The sequence below is a fragment of the Candidatus Lariskella endosymbiont of Epinotia ramella genome, from assembly GCF_964019805.1.
GTDB lineage: Bacteria > Pseudomonadota > Alphaproteobacteria > Rickettsiales > Midichloriaceae > Lariskella.
In genome coordinates, this window is the sequence record NZ_OZ026472.1 from 1,241,623 (window position 1) to 1,264,807 (window position 23,185).

Below are 23,185 nucleotides of genomic sequence, written 5' to 3' on the forward strand. Positions count from 1 at the left end.
ACATTTAACTTTCCGCAAAAATTTATTTGCCCAGCAAATCGATTTTTGACGTGCAGACTTATTAAGATATATACCTTTTAGAAAATGGAGTGATTTTACTAATCAAGTAATATTAATTCTTTGTGTATATAAGTTATTAATTTCTTATTTGGAATTAATCTTGTTGATATACGTGTAGCGTAAATAAGGCATAGCCTGCTTGATGTAGATTTCTGTGGTTTTAGCATGAAATCATGCAATGTATAGGTTGGATTCAAGTCATGTTATGCCGATGGTCTAGATATTTTTGTTGGTAGTTGTTGCCGCAGTGCTAGTTGTGTAAATTTAGTGAATAAAGGTTGTATGGCTGATTTTAGAGATGAAGAAATTGTGAATGATTTGGATACTCAAAGCGAAGATTTATTTCAGAAATCTTCCAATACAGCAGCTCATTCAGCAAATTTTGATTATTTAGGTCTGCTCAGAGATATAAACGATTTTAGTAAAATCAGGATATCTTTAGTTAGTCCTGAAAGGATTAGATCTTGGTCTTATGGTGAAGTAAAGAAGCCAGACACAGTTAATTATAGAACTATAAAACCTGAGAATGGTGGGTTGTTCTGTGCTCGTATTTTTGGTCCAGTTAAGGATTATGAATGCCTTTGTGGAAAGTATAGGCGTATGAAACACCGTGGTGTTATATGCAACAAGTGCGGTGTTGAAGTAACTACTTCTAAGGTGCGTCGTGAGAGAATGGGGCATATTGAGCTTGCAACTCCTGTGGTGCATATTTGGTTTTTAAGATCTCTTCCTTCCAGGATTAGTGCGCTTCTAGATCTTCCGCTTAAGTCTATAGATGAAGTACTCGCTTTTGAGTCGTATGTTATCACTGAGCCTGGTATGTCTACTTTTAGATATGGCCAGCTGATATCTGAAGATGAGTATTATGAAGCACAGGAGAATTTTGGTGAGAGCTCTTTTGAAGCTGGGACTGGTGCTGAGGTTATAAAGAAAATGCTTCAAGATCTTGATTTGCCAGCTTTGAGAATAAGCTTGCGTTCCGATCTAACAAGTGTGACTTCTGAAGTAAAAAGAAAGAAGATAGTAAAGCGCCTAAAGTTAGTTGAACAATTTATAGAATCTGGCAACAAACCTGAGTGGATGGTGCTTGAGGTACTTCCTCTGATTCCACCTGATTTAAGACCGCTTGTTATGCTGGATGGTGGGCGATTTGCTACTTCTGATTTAAACGAGCTTTATAGACGAGTGATCAACAGAAACAATCGTCTAAAACGTTTGATAGAGTTAAAAGCACCTGAGATTATCATACGTAACGAGAAGCGTATGTTACAAGAATCTGTTGATGCATTATTTGATAACGGCAGAAAGGGAAAAACACTAAAGAGCTCTAATAAGCGTCCACTTAAGTCGCTTGCTGATATGCTGAAGGGTAAGCAGGGACGTTTCAGACAGAACTTGCTTGGAAAAAGGGTAGATTACTCAGGGCGTTCTGTGATTGTTGTTGGGCCTGAATTAAAGCTACATCAGTGTGGTCTTCCAAAGCAAATGGCGCTTGAGTTATTCAAGCCGTTTGTATACTCCAAACTTGAGATGTATGGAATATCTACTACATTGAAAGCAGCGAAAAAGATGGTTGAAGCAGAGAGGCCTGAGGTATGGGATGTGCTAGAAGAGGTGATTAGGGAGCATCCTGTACTATTGAATCGTGCACCTACGCTCCATAGGCTTGGAATTCAGGCGTTTGAACCACTTTTGATAGAAGGAAAAGCAATACAGTTGCATCCGCTTGTTTGTGCAGCGTTTAATGCTGACTTTGATGGTGATCAAATGGCTGTGCACGTGCCGCTTTCTATAGAAGCGCAGCTTGAAGCAAGAGCGCTTATGATGTCGACAAATAATATTTTGAGCCCTGCCAACGGTAAGCCTATAATAGTTCCTACTCAAGATATAATTCTTGGACTTTATTACATGAGTTTGATCTTTGATAATGAAGAAGGGCACGGTAAAGTATTCAATAATATTGGTGAGCTAGAGCATGCGTTAAATGCTAATAAAGTTTCTCTGCACGCTAAGATCAAGTATTATTGTACGATCAAAGATGTTGATGGAAATCCAGTAAAATTTATTGCTGAGACTAATCCTGGGCGTATATTGATTTCAGAGCTATTGCCTAATGAGTCTAATCTTGACTTTGAGGTGGTGAACAAGCTTATGACAAAGAAGGAAGTTTCACGTTTGATAGATTTAGTCTACCGTAGTTGCGGGCAGAAGAGTGCTGTAATCTTCACAGATAAATTGATGCAGCTAGGTTTCTTTTATGCATGCAAAGCTGGGATCTCTATAGGAAAAGATGATATGGTGATTCCAAAGAGCAAAGAGATGCATATAAGCGAAGCAAGAACTGAAGTTATGCAGTATGAGAATCAGTATGCAGATGGTTTGATAACAATTGGTGAGAAATATAACAAAGTAGTTGATGCTTGGTCTCGTTGTACAGATAAAATTGCTGTTGATATGATGAGAGCGATTTCAAATACTCAGTCTGTTGGTGCTGGACATACAGGGGTAAATAATATCTTTATGATGGCGGACTCAGGTGCTAGGGGTTCTACTGCGCAGATTAAACAGCTCGCTGGAATGAGAGGTTTGATGACAAAGCCATCTGGTGCTATTATTGAGACTCCTATTGTTTCAAATTTTAAAGAGGGTCTTTCAGAACTTGAGTACTTTATTTCGACACACGGTGCTCGTAAAGGTCTTGCAGATACTGCGCTTAAAACTGCTAACTCTGGTTACTTGACAAGAAAACTTGTAGACGTTGCGCAAGATTGTATAGTTGTTAAAGAAGATTGTGGTACTGACAGGGGTCTTGTCGTTCGGCCAGTCATAGAAAGTGGTGAGGTTGTTGTCCCGCTTTCTTCTATCATACTTGGAAGAGTTGCTGCTAATGATGTTTATCATTCTACTCAAGATAAGATCATTGTTCGCAAAGGTGAGTTGATGAACGAAAAAATGGTAGCTGATATAGAGGAAGCTGGTATTGATTCGATAAAAGTTAGATCTGTGCTTACATGCGAATCTAAAATGGGTGTATGTACTAAATGCTATGGTAGAGATCTTGCTGCTGGTAAGCTGATAAGTGTTGGTGAAGCAGTTGGAGTGATTGCAGCTCAGTCGATAGGTGAACCAGGAACACAGCTAACCATGAGAACTTTCCACATTGGTGGTGCAGCACAGAGTGCTTCTGTTCAATCTGCTGCTATTGCATCTTATGCTGGTATACTACGCTTAGTACATCATAATGTGGTGTTGGATAGTGATTCCAGAAAAGTTGTAATGAGTAGAAGTTGTGAAGCGATAGTTGTAGATAAGAATAATGTTGAAAAAGCACGCTATAAGATTCCTTATGGTGCTAAATTATTGATCGATGATGGCGAGGAAATTAAACCTGGTGCAAAGATTGCTACTTGGGATCCGTTTACAATTCCTATTATAGTTGAGAAAACAGGTATAGTTTCGTTGCTCGATCTAATAGACGGTGTATCAGTGAAGGAAGTTCAAGATGATGTGACTGGTATAGTCAATAGAGTAGTCATTGATAGCAAAAAGTATGTTAAAGGTAATGAACTACGTCCCAGAGTTATAGTAAAAGGTGATGATGGGGAAGTACTCACACTATCTAATGGTCTTGAAGCTAAGTATTTCCTACAGGTTGGCGCGATCTTAAATATATCTGATAACGATTCTGTACATGCTGGTGACGTTATTGCCAGGATTCCTAAAGAGTCTTCTAGAAGTAAGGATATTACTGGTGGTCTTCCTAAAGTTGTGGAATTATTTGAGGCGCGCCAACCAAAAGATCATTCTATCATCAGTGAGATTGATGGATATGTTGAATTTGGTAAGGATTATAAGTCGAAAAGGCGTATTATAGTGAGACCTGTGGACAACAAAGAGTCTGCTGTGGAATATCTGATTTCTAGGGAACGTCATATTACGGTGAACGAGGGAGATTATGTTTCCAAGGGTGATATGTTGATCGAGGGGAACCCTTCTCCACATGATATACTTAGAATTATGGGGATTGAGGCACTTGCTAAGTATATAGTTGAAGATGTCCAACAGGTTTATAGGCTGCAAGGTGTTGATATCAACGATAAGCATATCGAGGTGATATTAAGGCAGATGATGCAAAAGGTTGAGATTGTTGATCATGGAGAGACTACTTTCATAGTCGGTGAATATGTTGATAAGGATGAATTTGAAGAAGTGAACCGTAAAACAGTACAAGATGGTTATTCTCCAGCTGTTTCTGTGCCTGTTCTTCAAGGTATTACAAAAGCTTCATTGCAAACAAGATCATTCTTGTCTGCTGCTTCGTTCCAAGAGACAACCAGAGTTTTAACAGATGCTGCGGTTGCAGGTAAAGATGATCCATTGCTTGGATTAAAAGAAAACGTAATAGTTGGGCGTTTGATTCCTGCTGGTACAGGGTTTTATATGCGTAAAGCTAAGAAACATCAGTCATTTGATTGAAGAATTAGAATCTATAGCTAAAAAATCACAACAAATTGACACAGATACCATCAGCCGAGCAATAAAATACACAATATAAAGTTATACCAAGGAATTTCAAAAGCTAAAATGCACATTTCTGGCGGATGGACTTGAAAACTCTTCGTAATTGTTTATTAGATGTGTGATTCGTAGACATTGTTACATTTTACTTGTCAGATTTAATTGTAACTTTCCAGCATTGTATTTGTTTTTAAGTACTGTTAGTTTTTGCTCATATTTGTAGTTTTGAAGCGCATATGGTTTGTTAGCAGGATTGTAAGCTGCCTCTATTTCTGCTTGCGAGTGAGCAAGAGTTTGTAGAGTTTGAAAAGTTTCCCAAGGAGTTTTTCCTTTTAATGAGCTATGAGACCTGTGTCTGTTATAATATTCTTCCCATTGTTGAAGTTTTGCGGATAAATCAGCATCTTTAATGTTAATGCTGCTGTAGAACTCGTCTAAGTCAGTTCTTTGAGATCTCTCGACTTTTCCATTAAGATGTGGCGAAGCTGGCCTGATAGGTCGAAATTTAATCTTCCATTCTTTTAGTCTATCTTGAACTGCATTCTCTGCCACTATCAGTTTGGATCCTTTGTATGCAAAATGGCATCCTCTCACGCAATTTATTTAGGAAGTCTAAAGTATTTGCTGACGTACGCCTGCTGTATAAAGCAATGACCTTGTAGCGAGTACAATCATCAATAGCTGTATACTGATAAAGACCTGCTGCTATCTTACATGTGGTAAATTAAGTTGAGGTTTACGCATTAAAGAATTGAACCAAAGCATACATATGTTATTACTTTTTCCGAAAATCTTCGCTGTATGAGGATGGCATTTTTCCTTTGAGTGTAATACACATCTATATATATGCGCAAACTGCAACTTAATTTACTATACATCCATTTGTACACGCTCCCCAGGATACTTACAGTTGTAGCGTTTTGTTTGTTTTCTATAATGACGCTTCAAAAAAAGGTCACCAACATTATGTTTTTTTAATGTTTTATGGATCGTTGATAAAGAGAAAGATAAAGAATATATATACTGCACCCTTAATTCAAACCATTTGTTTTAAATGCTCCGATTTTTTAGCAAAAAATTAGCTTAAATATATAGAAGCTGGTGTTCTATATTTTAAAGCTTGATGTAACCTTGTGTTGTTATACCAAGGTACAAATTCTTCTATCCTTTTTTCCAAGCTGCCTATATCATCAGGTCTATAATAATAGATCACTTCTTGCTTTAAAGTTCTCCAAAGTCTTTCTACATATATATTATCAAAACACCTGCCAACATGATCCATACTGATGCTTACATTTTTTAGTTGTAATTTTTGTATAAATTCACTGCTGGTATATTGCGAACCTTGATCAGTATTAAATATCTCTGGAACTCTTGTTGCCAATGCCCTTTCTAATAATGCTATGCAAAATCCTGCTTCCAGAGAATATGATAAATCATAGCCTATAATATATCTACTGTGTAAATCAATAATAGCCGTGAAATACATGAACTTGCCATTAATTTTTATATATGTAATATCACTTGCCCATACTTGATTTATCCTATTGATTTCAATTCCTGATAGTAAATAAGGATAAATTTTATGTTCAGGATTCTTTATAGTAGTATTTCTATAGCTCTTAGGATATAAGCCTTCTATCTCCATTTCTTGCATTATTCTCAGTACCTTTTTAGCATTGATGATCTTACCTTGGTTATGCAAATCAGCTGTTATCTTGCGATACCCGTATCTACAATCTGATAATAAATAAATTTCCCTAATGAGATTTGCAATCTCACTTTCATCACTTATCACTGGCTTGTAATACAACTTAGTTCTAGGAATATTCAGCAACTCAGCTTGTCTTCTTATAGAAATATCAGCACAAATTTCTAACATATTTTTTCTCTCTTCATAATTTATTTCTGCAATTTTTTTTTGAGAAAATTATTTTCAATGCTTATCTCGCCAATAATTTTATGCAATTTTTCTATTTCTTGCTCAGAGAGTTTTTGCTTTTTTGTATACTCACTTTCTGGAATAAAAAGCTGATACAAATCCCTGATAGCCTTATCTTTCCAGTCATATAAATTAGTTGCAGGAATTTTGTATTCACTACATATTTCAGCTTTCCCCTTTTGACTTTGTATGGCATCTAGAGCCACTTTTGCCTTAAATTCAGCCGTATAATTTTTCTTTTTACTCATACTACTAACTTAATCCTATTTTTGATTCATTTTACTATCAAAAAATCGGTTGTTTTATTTTTTCTGGTTCGTTTCTTGGGGCCATTATAATCTATCTAATCAATATCTTGGAGATGAAGGAGTAAAAGAAAAACTAGCTCAAGCTTTAAAGAATAATTCTGCTATTACAGGGTTATTTTTATCTAAAAACAATATTGGTCCTGAGGGAGCAAAAGCAATAGCTGAGGTTTTGAAAGATAATATTGGTGTGAAAATTTTAATGCTTGGTGTGAACAACATTGGTGACGAAGGAGCAAAGGCAATAGCTGAGGCATTAAAATACAATACTTTTCTTTCTATAACGGCGTTGGACCTATCTAAAAACAACATTGGTCCTAAGGGAGCAAAAGCAATAGCTGAAGCTGTGAAAAATAATATTGATATTGGCGAGTTGTTTCTTAGTTTGAACAATATTGGCGATGAAGGAGCAAAAGCCGTAGCTAGTGCATCGAAATATAATTCCAACATAGTAGGAATATTTTTCGATGCTTGCAATATGAGCTACGATGGAGCAAAAGCAGTAGTGGAGATTGTGAAAGGCACTTCCATTCATGAGTTAACTCTAACTTATAATAATCTTAATACTGAAGAAGAGGAATTAATATCCCAAGCTTTACTAGATAATAACATTACTCAAGAATCTTATATCCTAAATGATGAAGAAGAATTATTATTAGCTGAAGTGCTGCAATCTTATAGTGCCATAAAGGAATCAAATATATCTCATAACAATGTTATAGATGAAAGATCAGAAGAGGTGGATCAGACTTTGCAAGATCACTTACTGGATGAATTTAATAGCGGATCTGTTATTGAGCATAGTAATACAAATGATACGCTCCACAACTCTGAACTCTAAGCTGAATCTTTTGTTAGCTTTGTTGGATGAATAACCTCAGTTTGATATAAGAGCTAAGTTTATTATTTTATGGCCAACTAACTATAAAATAATTATAGAGAACAGTTCATCAATTGAGCAATTTTTAGACGAAAATCTAATGAATACGACATCTTTTTAACATTTCCTTTTTCCTTCTTTTATAACTATTTTATAGTTAATTGGCTATATTTTTCCATGCTGCTGGTTTGTTTGTTTTTAAAGTATAAGCAATGATTCCAGCAAATAGGTTTGCTAAGAAATTAGTTGTGGATTTACGTCTTGTGTGCTGTATATGACAGATATTCTTCAGTTATTCTATAGCTGTCTCAATAAAGCTACGCTTGTTTAAAAAGTCCATCCGCCAAAAATATTTTTGTGGAGAAGTTAAATGTGCAAGAATTAGCTCAGGATTCACCCCTGCACTAATTTTTTTATATATTATTACTCATATGCCCTGCAAACACTGCTTTCACAAAAGCCGTAAAGTTTTTTGGTCTTTTATAACATTTCCTTACGGATTTAAAGCACTATTTTCGCGCTCCAAGCACCATTTCATGCGCACTTTCGAGACTTTTATAGTGCGCGCAAAACGATCTAATCCTATTGCTACGCATACCACAATAAACAGTATCAGCACCTACATCAAACACAATAGCTACTTCCTCGCGATAATATAAGATATGACCTTCTTTCTTAAATCTATAGAATAATAACGCCCCATATCGAATAATATATTAATACCTTTTATATCTTATATATCATTTATTAATCAATTGGGAAAATACTATAAAGTATGACTTTGCATGTACGTAAGTTAAATACACACTATATTTATGAAATAATGTTATAGCTTAACTTTCTTCACACTTAGAAATTAGTTCATCCAAGTTTTCGGGTGGCCAAGAAGGAATATCCATACCAAAACGCAAATGCATTGAAGCCAAAACCTCTTTTATTTCATTGAGTGATTTTCTTCCGAAATTTGGAGTTTGTAGCATAGCCGCTTCACTTCTAGTCACTAGATCGCCTATATATTTTATACAAGCACTTTTGAGACAATTAGCCGAACGCACAGTCAATTCAAGGTCCGCAACTTTACGCAATAGTATAGGATCGAAAGGAAGAGCTGATTCTTCCGGCTCTTTCAGTTGTTCTACTTCGGTGAAGTTAACAAAGATTTGCAATTGATCTTGCATGATCTTAGCAGCCAGCGCAAGAGCGGTATCTGGCGTTAGTGTACCATTTGTTTCGATAGTTAGAAATAGTCTATCAAATTCGGTTTTTGCTCCAACACGACTGTTTTCAACTTTATAAGCAACACGGCGTACAGGAGAAAATATAGCATCTATGGGTATTAAACCGATCACAACCTTGTCATCTTCCAGCTGCTCAGATGCGGTAACATAGCCTTTTCCAACAGCAATTATAAGCTCCATATTAAGTGTAGCATTACTGTCCAAATGACATATTACAAAATCAGGGTTCATGATTTCCATATCATCAACCACTTTTATCATTCCAGCAGTCACAACAGCAGGACCAGTGGCAGAAAGTGTCACTCTTTTATTTTGATAACCATGATATCTTATAAAAACAGACTTTAGGTTTAGAACTATTTCTGTAACATCTTCTCTTACTCCAGGGATAGTCGAAAATTCATGGCTGACACCTTCAATTTGAACAGCAGCTATTGCTACGCCCTGCAATGAAGATAACATAATCCTACGTAGCGTATTACCAAGCGTAACGCCGAAACCTCTCTCGAGTGGTTCGACACGAAATACAGCAGTATTTTGATCTATACTATTTAAAAAATACTCAGCAGGCCTAACCAACGATGTCCAGTTGGTAGATAAGACTTTATTAGCTTTTTCCACTTTCTCCTCTTTGCAAGTTATTTATATTCATTTGCGTGTTCATATCGTGTAACGGTGTAAAAACACTCCGAAAGCAACTAGAGCTAAGGCTATGATGGAATAAGCTAAAGGATAAGTATCACAGCTGAGCAATACAGTTCCACTTCCATCATTATAAGCTAGACACTTAAATGAAATTTCCACAACACACCATCAATCAAGACAAATACACAACAAGACTTACATAAAGAGAATGCATAAGGTAGTTAAGTATAGCCTCAACTATACAAATTATATCTAACAATAAACAGAAGCATGTAATTATGAGTTACAAATTCTGTCAAAATGCTTCTCAAATAGTAAGCTTATAGATAATAAGGCGTTCCATAAACTAAGGCTCAAAGTACAATCACTCATCTAGAATTTGAGTGATTAAACCCTACGCCTTTTTGGAGGTCTACAACCGTTATGTGGAACAGGTGTTATATCTTTTATCGCTGTAATGTTAAGCCCAGCTGCAGCCAAAGCACGTACAGCAGATTCTCTACCAGCACCAGGTCCCTTCATCTTAACTGAAACAGTCTTGAGCCCAAATTCCATAGCAGCTTTCGCAGCCTTATCAGCTGTAACCTGCGCAGCATAAGGTGTGGACTTTCTAGAACCTTTAAAACCACTATTCCCAGCAGACGCCCAAGCCAAAACATCTCCATAAGAATCAGTTATACTAACTATGGTGTTATTAAAAGTAGCTGACACGCAAGCAACCCCGACAGCAACATTTTTTTTCTTTTTATTATTTGATTTCATAACTGCCATAAATTACTACTTAGTCACCTTTTTTTTGCCAGCTATTGCAATAGCTTTACCTTTTCTAGTTCTAGCATTAGTATGAGTTCTTTGCCCTCTTACTGGCAATTTTCTAACATGTCTCATCCCTCTATAACATTTCATGTCAATCAGGTTTTTTATGTTTACAGAGACCTCACGCCTCAAATCGCCCTCAACAACATAAGCAGAATCTATCACTTCTCTTAATCTACTGACTTCATCCTCAGATAGACTATGTACTCTCTTACTAAAGTCCACATTGGCCTTACTGCATATATTAAGAGCAGAAAACCGACCTATTCCATATATATATGTCAGCGCAATCTCTACCCTTTTACTAGCTGGAATATTTACACCCGCAATACGCGCCACTCTAACACCTCACTCTTCGCATTCTAGAATAAAATTAAACAACCATAACGCAAGCCTCTCGCAACTGCAAAAATACAAGAAGCAAAAGAGAATGGACAAAAGAATGCTGCCGCCTCTAAATACCTGCCTGTAGCAAAGCACTAAAGGTGGATTAAACCAAGGCTATAATAAAACAGCTCAGCAACCCCAATCCTCCAACAGTCCACAATAGTATTAAATTTTACACAAAAGTCAACATCACTTTTGATATCCTATCAACTATAGACCTAAAAACTTGCTCCATACTCAGTGCACCATTCACTCTTATAAACCCTGGATGTTTCGAGTAAAAATCGACAACAGGTGCTGTTTTCTCACGATATGCTACGAAACGCCTATGAACTGCATCATCATCGTCGTCAGGTCTATGTACAAATTCACGTGAACCACAACTAGGACAAATATTTTCTTCTTCAGCTTTGAAGAATAAAGTGTTGTAAACAGACTTGCACTGCGCGCACAATATTCTTCCTCGTAGCCTATTTCTTAAGTCATCTTCTGTCATATCAATAAAGATGACATATACGTCATCTTTATGTAGCCGCTTTAATATATCATCAAGCGCAACAGCTTGTGATACAGTACGAGGAAACCCATCAATAATGAATCCATTACCACAATCTTTTTGCATAAGCCTTTCTTTGACTATCTGTTCCACTATGTAGTCATCAACTAAGTGTCCAGATTCTATCACACTTTTAACCTTTGTACCAAGCTCAGTATTTGAATCCACAGCTTGCCTTAACATCTCACCGGTAGACAATGATACGAGTCCATAATGCTCTGCAAGCATTGCCGCTTGTGTTCCCTTCCCTACTCCGGGAGCACCTAAAAGAATGAACCGCATACATCTACACTCTTTTAATCATTTTATTATTCTTCAGTAATCCATGATATTGATTGCTGATAATATGTGTTTGTACATTAGTAAAAAGCTCTATGACAACATTCACTACAATCAAAAGGCTAGTGCCGCTTAGGTAAAATGGGACTGAATATCTGGACATAATAAGTTCCGGTATTATACAAACACAAGCTATGTAACCGGCACCTATGACAGTTATTCTGGTTAGAACATGATCTAAGTAGTCAGCAGTATTCTTGCCAGGCCTTCTACCAAGTATCACAGCTCCAGCTTTCTTCAAGTTATCAGCAGTCTCTACAGGATTAAAAACTATAGATGTATAGAAAAAGCAGAAGAATACTATACAAGCTAAGTATAGAAGCATGTATAGTATTTTACCATGCACCATGTTGCTTGCTATGAACTGGTGGATGGCGCTATCATTATTATAACCTAAAAAACTAATGATAGTCGTTGGAAATAGAAGTATAGCGCTTGCAAATATTGGAGAAATGACGCCAGATACATTTAGTTTCAATGGCAGATGTGTGGATTCTCCTCCGAATATCTTATTTCCCACTTGACGCCTTGGATATTGCACAGACAACCGTCTTTGAGCCTTCTCCATGAGCACTATAAAGCCTATGATGCAGGCCATCATGACCAACAAAAGAATAAGCACAAAAACAGAAAGAGAGCCAACCTTGCCCATCTCAAAGAGCGAAACGAGTGCGGATGGCAACTCAGCAACTATCCCAGTAAATATTATGAAAGAAGCGCCATTTCCGAGGCTTTGGTGTGTTATACAATCACCAAGCCACATCACAAAGACTGTACCTGCAGTCAGTGTGATAATAGATATGAATATAAGGTAAACACTAGAAATTCCCTGGACAGACGCTCCTGCATTGCCTATTCCAACAACTACACCATATCCTTGAAAAATAGATAACAAGATAGTTAAATATCTTGTATATTGATTCACCTTTTTTCTACCAGATTCCCCTTCTTTTTTAAGGTTTGCAAGTGAGGGAGAAACAGCAGAAAGAAGCTGCATTACTATCGAAGCCGTAATATACGGCATGATGTTGAGCGCAAATATGGACATCCTGCCAAGCGCACCACCTGTAAACATATTAAACATACCAAGTATACCACCTACATGGCCGTTAAAAGTTTCAGATAATGCAGCAGAATCAACACTTGGTAGCGGTATATAAGTACCTACCCTGTATACCACAAGTATAAAAAAAACCATCAAAAACTTTTTGCCTAAAGCCCCAAGTGCACTGGACGTAGGATTTAAATTCGGTGCTAGCATCAACAAATATCAAGTAATTATTAAAAATACTAAAAAGCAAACTACAAAACCATCAGACATCATAAAACTACTTCTGGCATACTGAATATAAGAAGCAGATGTAATGTCAGATCTTAAGCTATTTTGTTCCCAAAATTACAACGCTGCCACCGTTCTTTTCTATCGCATCTAGAGCGCTCTTAGAAATAGCATGCAATTCTATCTTCATAGGTAAATTTTTGAGATCTTTACTAGCAAGCACCTTAATTTTTGTGTCATGGCCCTTAACAAGCCCAACACCTTTTAAAGATTCAAATGTCACAAAAGAAGAATCAATACGCTTATCTTCTATAAGTCTATCGATTGCAGCAAGAGTCACAACCTGATAACGCAACTTATTTAAGCTATTAAAACCACGCTTAGGAACTCTTCTATATAGTGGCATCTGCCCACCTTCGAAGCCGTTTAATGCAACACCACTACGAGCTGTTTGACCCTTACCACCACGACCACAAGTTTTCCCTTTTCCAGAACCTATACCACGCCCTAGATTCTTGGACTTTTTTCTGGCACCTTTGCTGTCCTTTAAAATATTTAGCATACTTTTTCCATATTTATTTTTGATATTGATTATAGCACAGCTACTAAATGCTTAACTTTCTGTATCATCCCACGCACAGCTGCAGTATCCTGAAGTGTGGATACTTTATTGATTTTATTCAATCCAAGCCCTTTTAAGGTGGCAATTTGTGCCTGTACAGATCCTATAGAGCCTCGTATCTGCTTAACTTGTATCACTCCTTTTTTCGTCATAAAAATAAAACCTCACGTATTTATAGTCCAGGTATCAAAATATCAATTTAAAATCAGAGCTGCAAGCAGTCACAAACCTTAAAAACTTATGCGCTTAAAAGTGCACATAGCTCCAAAATTTACTCTCTCAAAGCTTTTTAAAGACAAACCCTTTAACAAGTCCACCTAGACGAACGGACTAGAAAAGCTCGTAATTAGCAGACGACACAGCGATACTTAAACATAACAGAGTAAGTAATAAAATGCATCTGGCTACTCTTCATTCGAAGAAAACTCTACACCCACAGATTAAACATCATGTAAAAATAATCTGCGTCATACTTAAACCAAGCATAAATAAGTAAACAAAACGAGCTAACTGAGTCCGCTTGCAAAGCCTAAATTTCTATATCCTCTCTGTTACCTTAAGATGTGGCTCAAAACATGCATAGCAAGCTTCGAAGCAAACTTCCTGAAGATGAATTGCAAAAGCTATAATAAGCAAGAGTAACAAAAACTAGCTTTTCAGAAAAAGCACACACGTATAACATACAAAGCCCGAGGCATATATGTGAATAGCACATCAAATACCACAAACAGCAAAACATCTAAGTGATGCCTGATAACGACAGATGACCACTCTTTATACCACAACAACACAACATATCAATCAAAAAATGGATATAGAATTTCACTATTACGTTACATATCTAGTTTATATTAAAGCAGGCTTTAACAAAAATGAGGCGGAAATAATAGCTTATGCGTCTCAATATGTGGACGACAACACTGCTCAAGCATATGTTAAAAGCCGTGGTAGCGGCGCAATTGTTTATAGAAGCATGATAACACAAACGTATGATATTACTCTTCCTAAAAGCATTATGCATCAAATTTATATAGCGTTTCACTTTATTCCAGGTTTTTCTTCGCAAAGTCACAGTACAGATATGCATAGAAAAGATGGAAAGAAACACCATATGATGACTGTAGCAGGAAGCGTGCCATCGAGAATATTGATGTATTCTGCATTGCAAAGCGGTGATTTATATTGGATAGGCATTGCAACTCATGCATTTTTAGACACATGGGCACATCAAAATTTCACTGGAACTATGGATGATTTTAATGGCTTTTCAGATATCAAATCTATTGTAATACCAAATATAGGACATGCTGACGCTATGTCTGCTCCTGATGAGCTATGTAGAAAATGGTGTGATCCAAGATTAAAGAATCCTAAAATAGATAATAATAAAAGATTTTTAGAAGCTGCTTTTAGTCTATTTTCTATACTATTTGAGGTAAAGAAACCAAACATTAGTAAGCAGAATCTCATACTTGAATGGGAAATTATTGAACAAGATTTAATAACAATAGACCTCTTGCATAACCTATTTAAAGCTCAAAGTTATAGATACCAGCAAGTAAATTAAACCTTAAACCGAATCGTTTTCTTCTGTTCCTATAACGATCAGCGATAATTTTAAATCGTTTGATCATGCCTATGACGTTTTCATTTAAAACACGTTCACTAGACAATTGACGATTTTTCTTTTTATCTTTCCTGCTTAGTGGTCGCTTTTTTGTCTTTTTCTTTGGTAACTCTGAATTATAATGCAACTTATCAATGCCTTGATAACCAGTATCTGTAAGAACTTTAATCTCAGGGTGGATGTGAACTCCGGATTCTTTAAATAACCTGAAATCATGACGCTTGCCATTAGAAAAATTAGTGCAAATGATTTCTTTTTTCCTTTTATCCACAATAAGCTGAGTTTTTAGAGTATGTCGCCTCTTTTTTCCCGAATAAAAGTGCTTCTGTTTTTTTTAGGTCGTTCTATCGGTGTTTCAGTAGCATCAATTAACACAAGTTCGTATTCAGAATCGCTTTTTAGTAATGCTTTACGTCCAGGTAGTGAAAATCGTTTATCTTTAATTAGAGTATCTTCAATCCAACGTATATTACGATAACAGGCACTTTCACTTATTCCATAACTGCGGGAAATATGAAAATATGTCCTGTATTCACGCAAGTACTCAAGCGTCATGAGTAATCGATCTTCTAAAGCCAATTTATTGGGTTTTCCACCTTGAGACTTTAAAATAGCTTCAGCTTCTTTTAATATACTTAGTATAACTTCAAACGTTCCTCGTTTAATGCCAGTAAGCCTGCGAAACTCTTCTGCGTATTCATCTTTGATGTTTTCAAACTTCATGTTATCCTTGATAAAATCAAGGATTTTAATCAATTTATATGGTTATGCAAGAGGTCTAATATGGAATACGCATTGCACGCAGAGATTTTTTAGTGCTAGAGAAAGAAGAAATAGAATTGCTGAATATTCAAAAATAGCGATCAAATATTCAGGAAGTCCAATTCTGGAATATGATAAATTCGCGTGGAAAAGAGAAGCGCTAACAAGCGTAATCGGGCAATACGTATACCGGTGGCGTGATGCAGAGCTTTATAGAACAACGCATTGGTTTTGCTTTCAGGTTGCGGCCGTAAAGCAACTGGAGTTTGTCAAAAACCTTTTGCAAGCTTATAGCGCTTATCATTTACTCTATCCCTCAAAAATTGGTTTGCTGCGCAAATAAATCTTTTCGAAAAATTAAATGTACAAAAATTAGCTCTTAGATCTGCCATGCGCTAATTTTCTGATATATTAATTTTCCTATGCCTTGCAAATACTACTTTCACAAAATCCGTAAGTTTTTTGCGCTTATTATAATATTTTCTTATGGATTTAAAACGCTATTTTGACGCTCTCAACATTATTTTATACCGCTTCTGAGACTTTTGGCGCGCCTATCATTTCATATCCAATAATACTGCTAACTATCGATGCCATATTCATGCTAAATGAACCTTTTATCATAATAACATCACCTGGCATCAAAATTTTTCTTATATCTTCTTTGGCAATTTCTGAAGATACGTAGTGTGATCCTCTTATGTTGCCTGGCAATATTCTAAACAAACTACTCATAGAATCTCCAATAGTGAAAACCTTATCTATTTTGCATTTGATGATATCGTCTAACAATGCTTCATGCATCTTGATATAGCCTGCTCCTAGCTCTCTCATATCTCCCATTACTGCTATGAGTCTATTATTGGACTTCTTGTGCTTTCCAAGCCTCGAGATAGCAGCCCTCATTGAGATGGGGTTTGCGTTATATGACTCATCTATTACTATAATGTCGCCTTTTACTAAATGCACTTCTCCTCTTCCTTTGATTGGGGAGAATTTATGCATATTACTTGCAACATTTGATATATCCCTGCCAAGTGCAAGAGCAGCTCCAAGCACCCCAAGGCTGTTCATTACAAAATGATCTCCAATAGTAGATATCTTATATTGCAGTTTCTTGCCGTGGCACATCACCTCTATATCGGTAAAGGCACGTTCTACAGAAGTTGAGATAAGTTGCAGATCGCAAAAATTTGCACTACCGAAGCTTATTACCTTGAGGCCACTTGCAGCTGCATGCTTTTTTAGTCTATCGTAATACTTATTGTCTGCATTTAAAACAGCAACACCATTATCTCTTTTCATCCCAAGGAAAATCTCAGCTTTTGCGTCAGCTATTTTCTCAACTGAACTAAAAAATTCAAGATGTGCTGGACCTATTTCTGTGATAATTGCGACATCAGGCCGCGCAAGTTTTGTTAATTTTTCAATTTCACCTTTCTCACTCATACCAATTTCGAGGATGCAGCAATCGAAATTATCTGGCATGCTTGCCAAGGATAGCGGCATGCCATACTTGCTATTGAAGTTCCCAGCGTTTGCCAAGACATCAAATTTATCTTCTTGCAGAGCAATTTTCGCCATTTCTTTTGTTGAAGTTTTTCCAACACTTCCTGTAATGCCGACTACCTTTGCGCTTATAATCGAGCGCTTATGTTCGGCCATTCTGTTTAGTGCAGAAAGCGTATCTTCTACAACTATGATTTTATCAAGATTCTTTATATGGCTTTTTGCATCATTATCAACAATTGCAAATGATGCACCGCGCTCGATAGCTTCATCTGCAAAAATCCCGCCATTATAATTTTCTCCAGATATACCTATGAATATATTACCGCGTTGACTTTTGCGGCTATCAATTGAGATCCCAGTAGCGCTTAGCGGCACCTTTATTTCCATAGTCAGCGCTGCACTTAAAGAAAGATTGTTCCAAATTATATCATCATACATAATTCCAAGCGCCTGTTAATGATCTGTATATAAAAAGGTAGCAAGAAACTAAACAACAAAATTCTTGCTGCTATTTAAGCGGCATGGAGGATTGTACAACAAAATTCTGATAACCACTATAAAAATTGTTACAATCATGCTATGATGGCGCCAGGCATTGTTATAGGCACTACTTTCATAAGTGTATGCACGCGGATTTTTAATGGTATGACTTTTTAGAGTATAAATGAATTTCTGAGTCAAATATCATACATTAATTTGGGAAGATTTTTACTTGTGCACATATAAAGTTAGACTACAAAAAGAGCTAGGAAAAATTTAGGCGCAAGTGTTAATGGGTAGCATTCTTACAAGGCACTAATTTTGAAAAGTATGACGAGAATATAAAGATGTTAAGAGTTTTAGATTAGGAGAATATGGACTTTAGCGCAAAGTTGTTGAAGATACTTGAAAGATATGAACAGACAGAAGAAAAGTTGCTGAGCAGTGATAAACTCTCCTCTCAGGAATTCATTAAACTTAGCAAAGAAAGAGCGGAGTTGGATGATATAGTATCTGTCATACGTCAATATAATGATGCGAGCAACGAATATAAATCGTTATCTGAAATACTGGAGAGCGATGAGTACGACCAAGAATTTAAAGATCTAGCAAAAGAAGAAAAGTATGAGCTTCAAAGAAAAATAGATAAATTGTCTGACAAGATAAAAGTGATGCTGATACCTAAGGATATTGATGATGATAAGGATGTAATACTTGAAGTCAGGGCTGGAACTGGCGGTGAGGAAGCTGCACTGTTTGCTGCAGTACTGTTTGGGATGTATCAAAAATATGCAGAGCAGCGCAAATGGAAGTTTGAAATACTATCTTTATCCTCAACTGGTCTTGATGGGTATAAAGAAGCTTCAGCTAGTATTAGCGGTAAGGGAGTTTTTGCAAGGCTGAAATTTGAATCAGGCGTACATAGAGTGCAAAGAGTCCCAGAAACGGAGTCTAGTGGAAGAATACACACATCAGCTGCAACTGTTGCTGTGCTGCCAGAAGCTGAGGAAGTAGATCTTCAAATTGATGAAAAAGATTGTAAAATAGATGTATATAGGGCAAGCGGAGCCGGTGGTCAGCACGTTAATACTACAGACAGTGCAGTTCGAATTACACATATTCCAACTGGCTTAGTTGTATGCCAACAAGATGAGAAATCACAGCACAAAAACAAGGCTAAAGCATTCAAAATTCTCAGAGCTAGAATATATGATGCTGAAAGATCAAAGAAGGCTAGTGAAAGAGCGGCGATTAGAAAAGATCAAATAGGCAGTGGTGATCGCTCTGAGAGGATCAGGACTTATAACTATCCACAGAGTAGAGTCACAGACCACAGAATTAACCTTACGGTACATTCGTTGAATGAGATGTTAAATGAGGGGAAGTTGGATCCAATTATAGATCCATTAATTAGCGATGATTGTACCAAAAAATTAGCAGAGCTTTAGGCGTGTTGATACTTTGTATACTAGATGGTTGGGGTTATTCACAAAATATGCAGCATAACGCAATATTTGCCGCACATACACCAAACTTCGACATGCTATTTAAGAGCATGCCTCATTCCTTAATAGACACAAGTGGTAAAGCAGCAGGCCTTCCTGATGGACAGTTTGGCAATTCTGAAGTCGGACATATGACAATTGGCGCAGGGAGGGTGATAAAACAAGATCTTGTGCGCATAAGTGAGTCATTTGAAAATGGATCCATTATGTTTAATCCTATGTTTCAGAATCTGCTTGCGAATTGTAAAGGCGGTAGCAATCGATGTCATCTAGTAGGTCTTATTTCAGATGGTGGTGTGCACTCTCATATAGATCATATAGTCGCGTGCGCCAGTATACTAAAAGATTCTGGAACTAACGTTTTGCTGCATGCAATCACAGATGGAAGGGATACGTCTCCTAGAAGCGCGCTTCGATATATACAAAAGCTTATAGATAATAATATCGAAATATCTACAATTTCTGGAAGATATTTTGCAATGGATCGCGATATGAGGCTCGATAGAACAGAGCGCTACTTTAGTGCAATGCTTGGAAAGGTAGACGCTCATTTTAAAGATCCGATCGAGTATATAGAGCATTGTTACGCAAATTCTCTGTACGATGAGTTCATTCCCCCTGCTATCTTGCGAGAATATAAAGGAATTTGTGATGATGATGCGTTGTTTATGGCTAATTTTAGGCCGGATAGAATGCGACAAATTGCTAAGATGCTAGCGGATACAAGAAATCCATCATTTCGTTATATGACATCTATGACTCAGTATTCAAATGAACTAGCAGAATATATAAACCCAATGTTTCTTAGAGAATCCGTACAAAACACTTTGGGCGATGTTATAGCACGCGCAGGAAAAAGACAAATAAGAATCGCAGAGACGGAAAAATATGCGCATGTAACATACTTCCTAAACTGCGGCAGGGAAAAAGAGTATAATAATGAAGATAGAGTCTTAATTCCGTCTCCAAAAGTTGCGACTTATGATTTAGCGCCGCAAATGTCCGCAGTACAAGTCAAAGATGCTGTTGTTGAAAACATACAAAAGAATTATTATGATTTCATATGTGTGAATTTTGCAAATGCAGATATGGTAGGCCACACAGGAAATTTCGAAGCAACAAAAATTGCCTGCGAAACCATAGATAGCTGTATTGGAGAAATAATGCAAGCAGCCCAAAAATACGGGGCGCACCTGCTCATCACTGCAGATCACGGCAATGCCGAAGAGATGTTTGACAAGACTAGCAATCAGCGGCATACTGCCCACACAATGAACAAAGTTCCATTAGTCTATTTCGGCAATTATAATAAATCTCTTGCAGAAGCTATTTGTGATGAGGAGGTGGTAGGAGTTGAGACGGGCAAAGAAGGCGTGTATTCTAATATACATATGACCTTTAGCATTGATGCGATGCACCAGGCGTCATCAGAAATTGAGTTATGCAAGAAGTCTAATATAGCTTTGAAAGACGGAGAGCTCAAAGATATAGCTCCAACAGTACTGCAATTGATGGGCATAGATACGCCAAATGATATGACTGGAAAGAGTCTTATAATCTCTGCTCACAAGTAATTTGAACACAAAAAATTTGAGTATTCATTATGGTAGCACTGCCATTAATTAATCGAAAAAAAACGCATTCTGTAAAAATCGGAAATGTTATTATCGGTGGTGGAAATACTATTGCTATTCAAAGCATGACAAATACTGATACTGCAGATATCTCATCTACTGCAAATCAAATTGCTGAACTTGTAGAAGCAGGTTCCGATATTGTTAGAATTACAGTGAACAATGACGAAGCTGCAAGAGCGGTTCCATATATAAAAGAGAAGCTGCATGAGTTAAATATAACTGCACCAATAGTCGGCTGCTTCCATTATAATGGGCATTACCTTCTGGAGAAATATAGCACTTGCGCAAGTGCGCTTGATAAATACAGGATAAATCCTGGGAATGTAGGCTTTGGAGCAAAACGAGATAAGCAATTTGAAAGCATCATAGAAATGGCTTTGAAATACGATAAGCCAATCAGGATTGGGGTGAATTGGGGCAGCTTAGATCAAGATCTGCTGGCAAATCTTATGGATGCTAATAATCTAAAAAATACGCCAGATCCTTCTGACTGTGTTATGCGAAGCGCGATTGTTAATTCTGCTTTAAATAGCGCTGCTCATGCAGAAAAAATCGGAATGTCTCCTAGCAAAATAGTAATTTCTGCGAAAGTCAGCAGGCTACAAGATCTAGTTGCGGTTTATACGGAGCTTGCGAAGCTATCAAGCTATGCATTGCATTTAGGTCTCACTGAAGCTGGAATGGGCACTAAAGGCACTGTTGCTACTTCTGCCGCGCTTGCAATATTACTGCAATCAGGAATAGGCGATACAGTGCGCGCTTCAATTACACCAAAGCCTGGCGAATCTAGAACTCAAGAAGTCTTGCTATGTAGAGAAATCATTCAGAGTTTAGGGCTTGGCACATTTGTTCCTGAAGTTTCTGCGTGTCCTGGATGTGGCCGTACCACTAGCACATATTTTCAACAGCTAGCATCAGATGTTGAATCGTTTCTAATTTCAATGATGCAGGAGTGGAAGACGCGTTATATAGGCGCTGAATCTCTAAAAGTAGCGGTTATGGGCTGTATAGTGAATGGTCCTGGAGAAAGCAAGCATGCAAATATAGGAATCAGTCTCCCAGGAACAGGAGAAGCACCAGTTGCACCTGTTTTCGTGGATGGATCAAAGATCGCAACCTTGAGAGGAGAGAATATAATTGTAGATTTTAAAAAAATAATCTGCGATTACGTTGATGAAAAGTTCGAGAAATTATAGCGCTTGAGATAGTACGCGCCAAAAGTCTCAGGAGAGGCATGAAATAGCACTTAGAGTGTCAAAATAGCGCTTTAAATCCGTAAGAAGATGTTATAAGTTAGTAAAAATCTTACGGATTTTGTGAAAGTAGTGTTTTTAGGCGCAGGGGCAATTAATATATCCAAAAATTAGCAGAGGACAGATCTCAGAGCTAATTTTTGCACATTTAACTTCTCCGCAAAAATTTCTTTATGCCGTAAATCAATTTTTGGCGAATAGACTAATTTTGCTAAGCTGCAGAAAAGCATTAAAACAACTTATTAGAACAATTTTATCTACTAGCTGCACAAAAAAAGAATAACCAAGCCTCAAATAGCTCTTCTACTTTTGAAGACTTTTGTATCTTAATGCTAGCATAGTCTTATACTATTCATACAACCTCTTAACTTACATCTTTGATTATAAACGCAACAAATCATCAACTATTTATTAAAGATTGAATAATGAAGAAGTTTTTAATAGTCATAGCTGTCTTTTTTTCGTATTTATATGCTAAAGAGCTTTTAGATACTCGGCCTATTCAATTCGAGCGCTATAAAGATAGTGATCAATTTGATGCAGATCTACAGAAGAAATTTCCGCTTGGTTCTGATATGAGGGAAATGATGAAGCTATTTGAGCAATCTGGTGCAAGGTGTAAAGATAGATCAAATGAAGAAGATATGACGCGTGATATGAAGAAATATGATGTAATCTATTGGTGTAAATATAGCAGTGATTGGATTAGTTTTGATCCACTTGGAGGATATAAAATATGGTTTATGGGGGATAAAAATTATAAGTTATTGTCTATTACTGGATTTAAGACCCCAAAACTCGTTACATAATTATTATGATATT

The 23,185-nt window shown here is 36.9% G+C and carries 19 protein-coding genes and 1 pseudogene; 8 read left to right on the forward strand and 12 right to left on the reverse strand.

Translation table 11 applies throughout. The annotated features are described in order from the left end of the window. The first annotated feature begins 342 nt into the window (after nucleotides 1-342). Nucleotides 343-4,536, forward strand: a complete 4,194-nt coding sequence (gene rpoC, locus AACL20_RS05335; protein WP_339051931.1) for a DNA-directed RNA polymerase subunit beta' — start codon at nucleotides 343-345, stop codon at nucleotides 4,534-4,536. A gap of 180 nt (nucleotides 4,537-4,716) precedes the next feature. Here rpoC and AACL20_RS07055 read toward each other — a convergent pair whose 3' ends face one another. Next, the gene (locus tag AACL20_RS07055; protein ID WP_410519904.1) at nucleotides 4,717-5,130 is read right to left on the reverse strand and encodes an integrase core domain-containing protein; all 414 of its coding nucleotides are present in this window, start codon (nucleotides 5,128-5,130) and stop codon (nucleotides 4,717-4,719) included. Between the two features lie 526 nt (nucleotides 5,131-5,656). Then, nucleotides 5,657-6,768 (reverse strand): IS3 family transposase gene (locus tag AACL20_RS05345; RefSeq protein WP_339051932.1). Its coding sequence is split into 2 segments (ribosomal slippage): nucleotides 5,657-6,489 and nucleotides 6,489-6,768, totalling 1,113 coding nucleotides; the frame shifts between segments, so codons are not numbered across the junction. Between the two features lie 49 nt (nucleotides 6,769-6,817). Between AACL20_RS05345 and AACL20_RS05350 the strand changes: the two genes are divergently transcribed. Next, complete coding sequence (locus tag AACL20_RS05350; protein ID WP_339051933.1) at nucleotides 6,818-7,666, forward strand: hypothetical protein; 849 nt, start codon at nucleotides 6,818-6,820, stop codon at nucleotides 7,664-7,666. Nucleotides 7,667-7,862: 196 nt separating this feature from the next. Here AACL20_RS05350 and AACL20_RS05355 read toward each other — a convergent pair. The 8 genes and pseudogenes from AACL20_RS05355 to rpmD all read right to left on the reverse strand — a co-directional run. Beyond that, a pseudogene (locus AACL20_RS05355) lies at nucleotides 7,863-8,036 on the reverse strand (IS982 family transposase); the annotation flags it as partial. 502 nt (nucleotides 8,037-8,538) lie between these two features. Beyond that, nucleotides 8,539-9,564, reverse strand: a complete 1,026-nt coding sequence (locus AACL20_RS05360; protein WP_339051934.1) for a DNA-directed RNA polymerase subunit alpha — start codon at nucleotides 9,562-9,564, stop codon at nucleotides 8,539-8,541. Between the two features lie 411 nt (nucleotides 9,565-9,975). Further along, nucleotides 9,976-10,350, reverse strand: a complete 375-nt coding sequence (rpsK, locus tag AACL20_RS05365; RefSeq protein WP_410519905.1) for a 30S ribosomal protein S11 — start codon at nucleotides 10,348-10,350, stop codon at nucleotides 9,976-9,978. 15 nt (nucleotides 10,351-10,365) lie between these two features. After that, nucleotides 10,366-10,743 (reverse strand): 30S ribosomal protein S13, encoded by a 378-nt coding sequence (rpsM, locus tag AACL20_RS05370; RefSeq protein ID WP_339041671.1) that lies wholly within the window; start codon nucleotides 10,741-10,743, stop codon nucleotides 10,366-10,368. Nucleotides 10,744-10,963: 220 nt separating this feature from the next. Further along, nucleotides 10,964-11,629 carry an adenylate kinase gene (locus AACL20_RS05375; protein ID WP_339051936.1) on the reverse strand — a complete coding sequence of 222 codons (666 nt, stop codon included), beginning with the start codon at nucleotides 11,627-11,629 and terminating at the stop codon, nucleotides 10,964-10,966. A 4-nt stretch (nucleotides 11,630-11,633) separates the two neighbouring features. Then, nucleotides 11,634-12,947, reverse strand: a complete 1,314-nt coding sequence (secY, locus tag AACL20_RS05380; protein WP_410519906.1) for a preprotein translocase subunit SecY — start codon at nucleotides 12,945-12,947, stop codon at nucleotides 11,634-11,636. A 118-nt stretch (nucleotides 12,948-13,065) separates the two neighbouring features. Then, entirely contained in the window at nucleotides 13,066-13,527 is a 462-nt protein-coding gene (gene rplO / locus AACL20_RS05385; RefSeq protein ID WP_339051937.1) for a 50S ribosomal protein L15, read from the reverse strand. 29 nt (nucleotides 13,528-13,556) lie between these two features. Next, nucleotides 13,557-13,739, reverse strand: a complete 183-nt coding sequence (rpmD, locus tag AACL20_RS05390; RefSeq protein WP_339041679.1) for a 50S ribosomal protein L30 — start codon at nucleotides 13,737-13,739, stop codon at nucleotides 13,557-13,559. A 611-nt stretch (nucleotides 13,740-14,350) separates the two neighbouring features. Here rpmD and AACL20_RS05395 point away from each other — a divergent pair. Beyond that, nucleotides 14,351-15,154 (forward strand): DUF6765 family protein, encoded by an 804-nt coding sequence (locus AACL20_RS05395; protein ID WP_339051938.1) that lies wholly within the window; start codon nucleotides 14,351-14,353, stop codon nucleotides 15,152-15,154. Here the strand turns inward: AACL20_RS05395 and AACL20_RS05400 are convergent. Beyond that, nucleotides 15,117-15,937, reverse strand: a protein-coding gene (locus AACL20_RS05400) for an IS5 family transposase (protein WP_339051669.1) whose coding sequence is annotated in 2 segments (ribosomal slippage) — nucleotides 15,117-15,550 and nucleotides 15,550-15,937 — 822 coding nt in all. Because the reading frame shifts where the segments join, the coding sequence is not laid out codon by codon here. The two genes, AACL20_RS05395 and AACL20_RS05400, sit on opposite strands and share 38 nt — an antisense overlap. On the opposite strand from AACL20_RS05400, the gene AACL20_RS05405 reads away from it, so the two are divergent. Continuing rightward, nucleotides 15,936-16,319, forward strand: coding sequence for a hypothetical protein (locus AACL20_RS05405; protein ID WP_339051939.1), 384 nt, complete (start codon nucleotides 15,936-15,938; stop codon nucleotides 16,317-16,319). The two genes, AACL20_RS05400 and AACL20_RS05405, sit on opposite strands and share 2 nt — an antisense overlap. 182 nt (nucleotides 16,320-16,501) lie before the next feature. Here the strand turns inward: AACL20_RS05405 and AACL20_RS05410 are convergent, their stop codons facing one another. After that, the gene (locus AACL20_RS05410; protein WP_339051940.1) at nucleotides 16,502-17,875 is read right to left on the reverse strand and encodes a UDP-N-acetylmuramoyl-tripeptide--D-alanyl-D-alanine ligase; all 1,374 of its coding nucleotides are present in this window, start codon (nucleotides 17,873-17,875) and stop codon (nucleotides 16,502-16,504) included. A 467-nt stretch (nucleotides 17,876-18,342) separates the two neighbouring features. On the opposite strand from AACL20_RS05410, the gene prfA reads away from it, so the two are divergent. The 4 genes from prfA (at nucleotide 18,343) to AACL20_RS05430 (ending at nucleotide 23,172) form a co-directional block, all read left to right on the forward strand. Next, the gene (gene prfA / locus AACL20_RS05415) at nucleotides 18,343-19,416 is read left to right on the forward strand and encodes a peptide chain release factor 1 (RefSeq protein ID WP_339051941.1); all 1,074 of its coding nucleotides are present in this window, start codon (nucleotides 18,343-18,345) and stop codon (nucleotides 19,414-19,416) included. Between the two features lie 2 nt (nucleotides 19,417-19,418). Continuing rightward, the gene (gpmI, locus tag AACL20_RS05420; protein WP_339051942.1) at nucleotides 19,419-21,047 is read left to right on the forward strand and encodes a 2,3-bisphosphoglycerate-independent phosphoglycerate mutase; all 1,629 of its coding nucleotides are present in this window, start codon (nucleotides 19,419-19,421) and stop codon (nucleotides 21,045-21,047) included. Between the two features lie 29 nt (nucleotides 21,048-21,076). Next, a complete protein-coding gene (ispG, locus tag AACL20_RS05425; RefSeq protein ID WP_339051943.1) occupies nucleotides 21,077-22,306 on the forward strand; it encodes a flavodoxin-dependent (E)-4-hydroxy-3-methylbut-2-enyl-diphosphate synthase in 1,230 nt (409 codons plus the stop codon). A gap of 482 nt (nucleotides 22,307-22,788) precedes the next feature. Beyond that, complete coding sequence (locus AACL20_RS05430) at nucleotides 22,789-23,172, forward strand: hypothetical protein (RefSeq protein ID WP_339051944.1); 384 nt, start codon at nucleotides 22,789-22,791, stop codon at nucleotides 23,170-23,172. Nucleotides 23,173-23,185 lie beyond the last annotated feature (13 nt).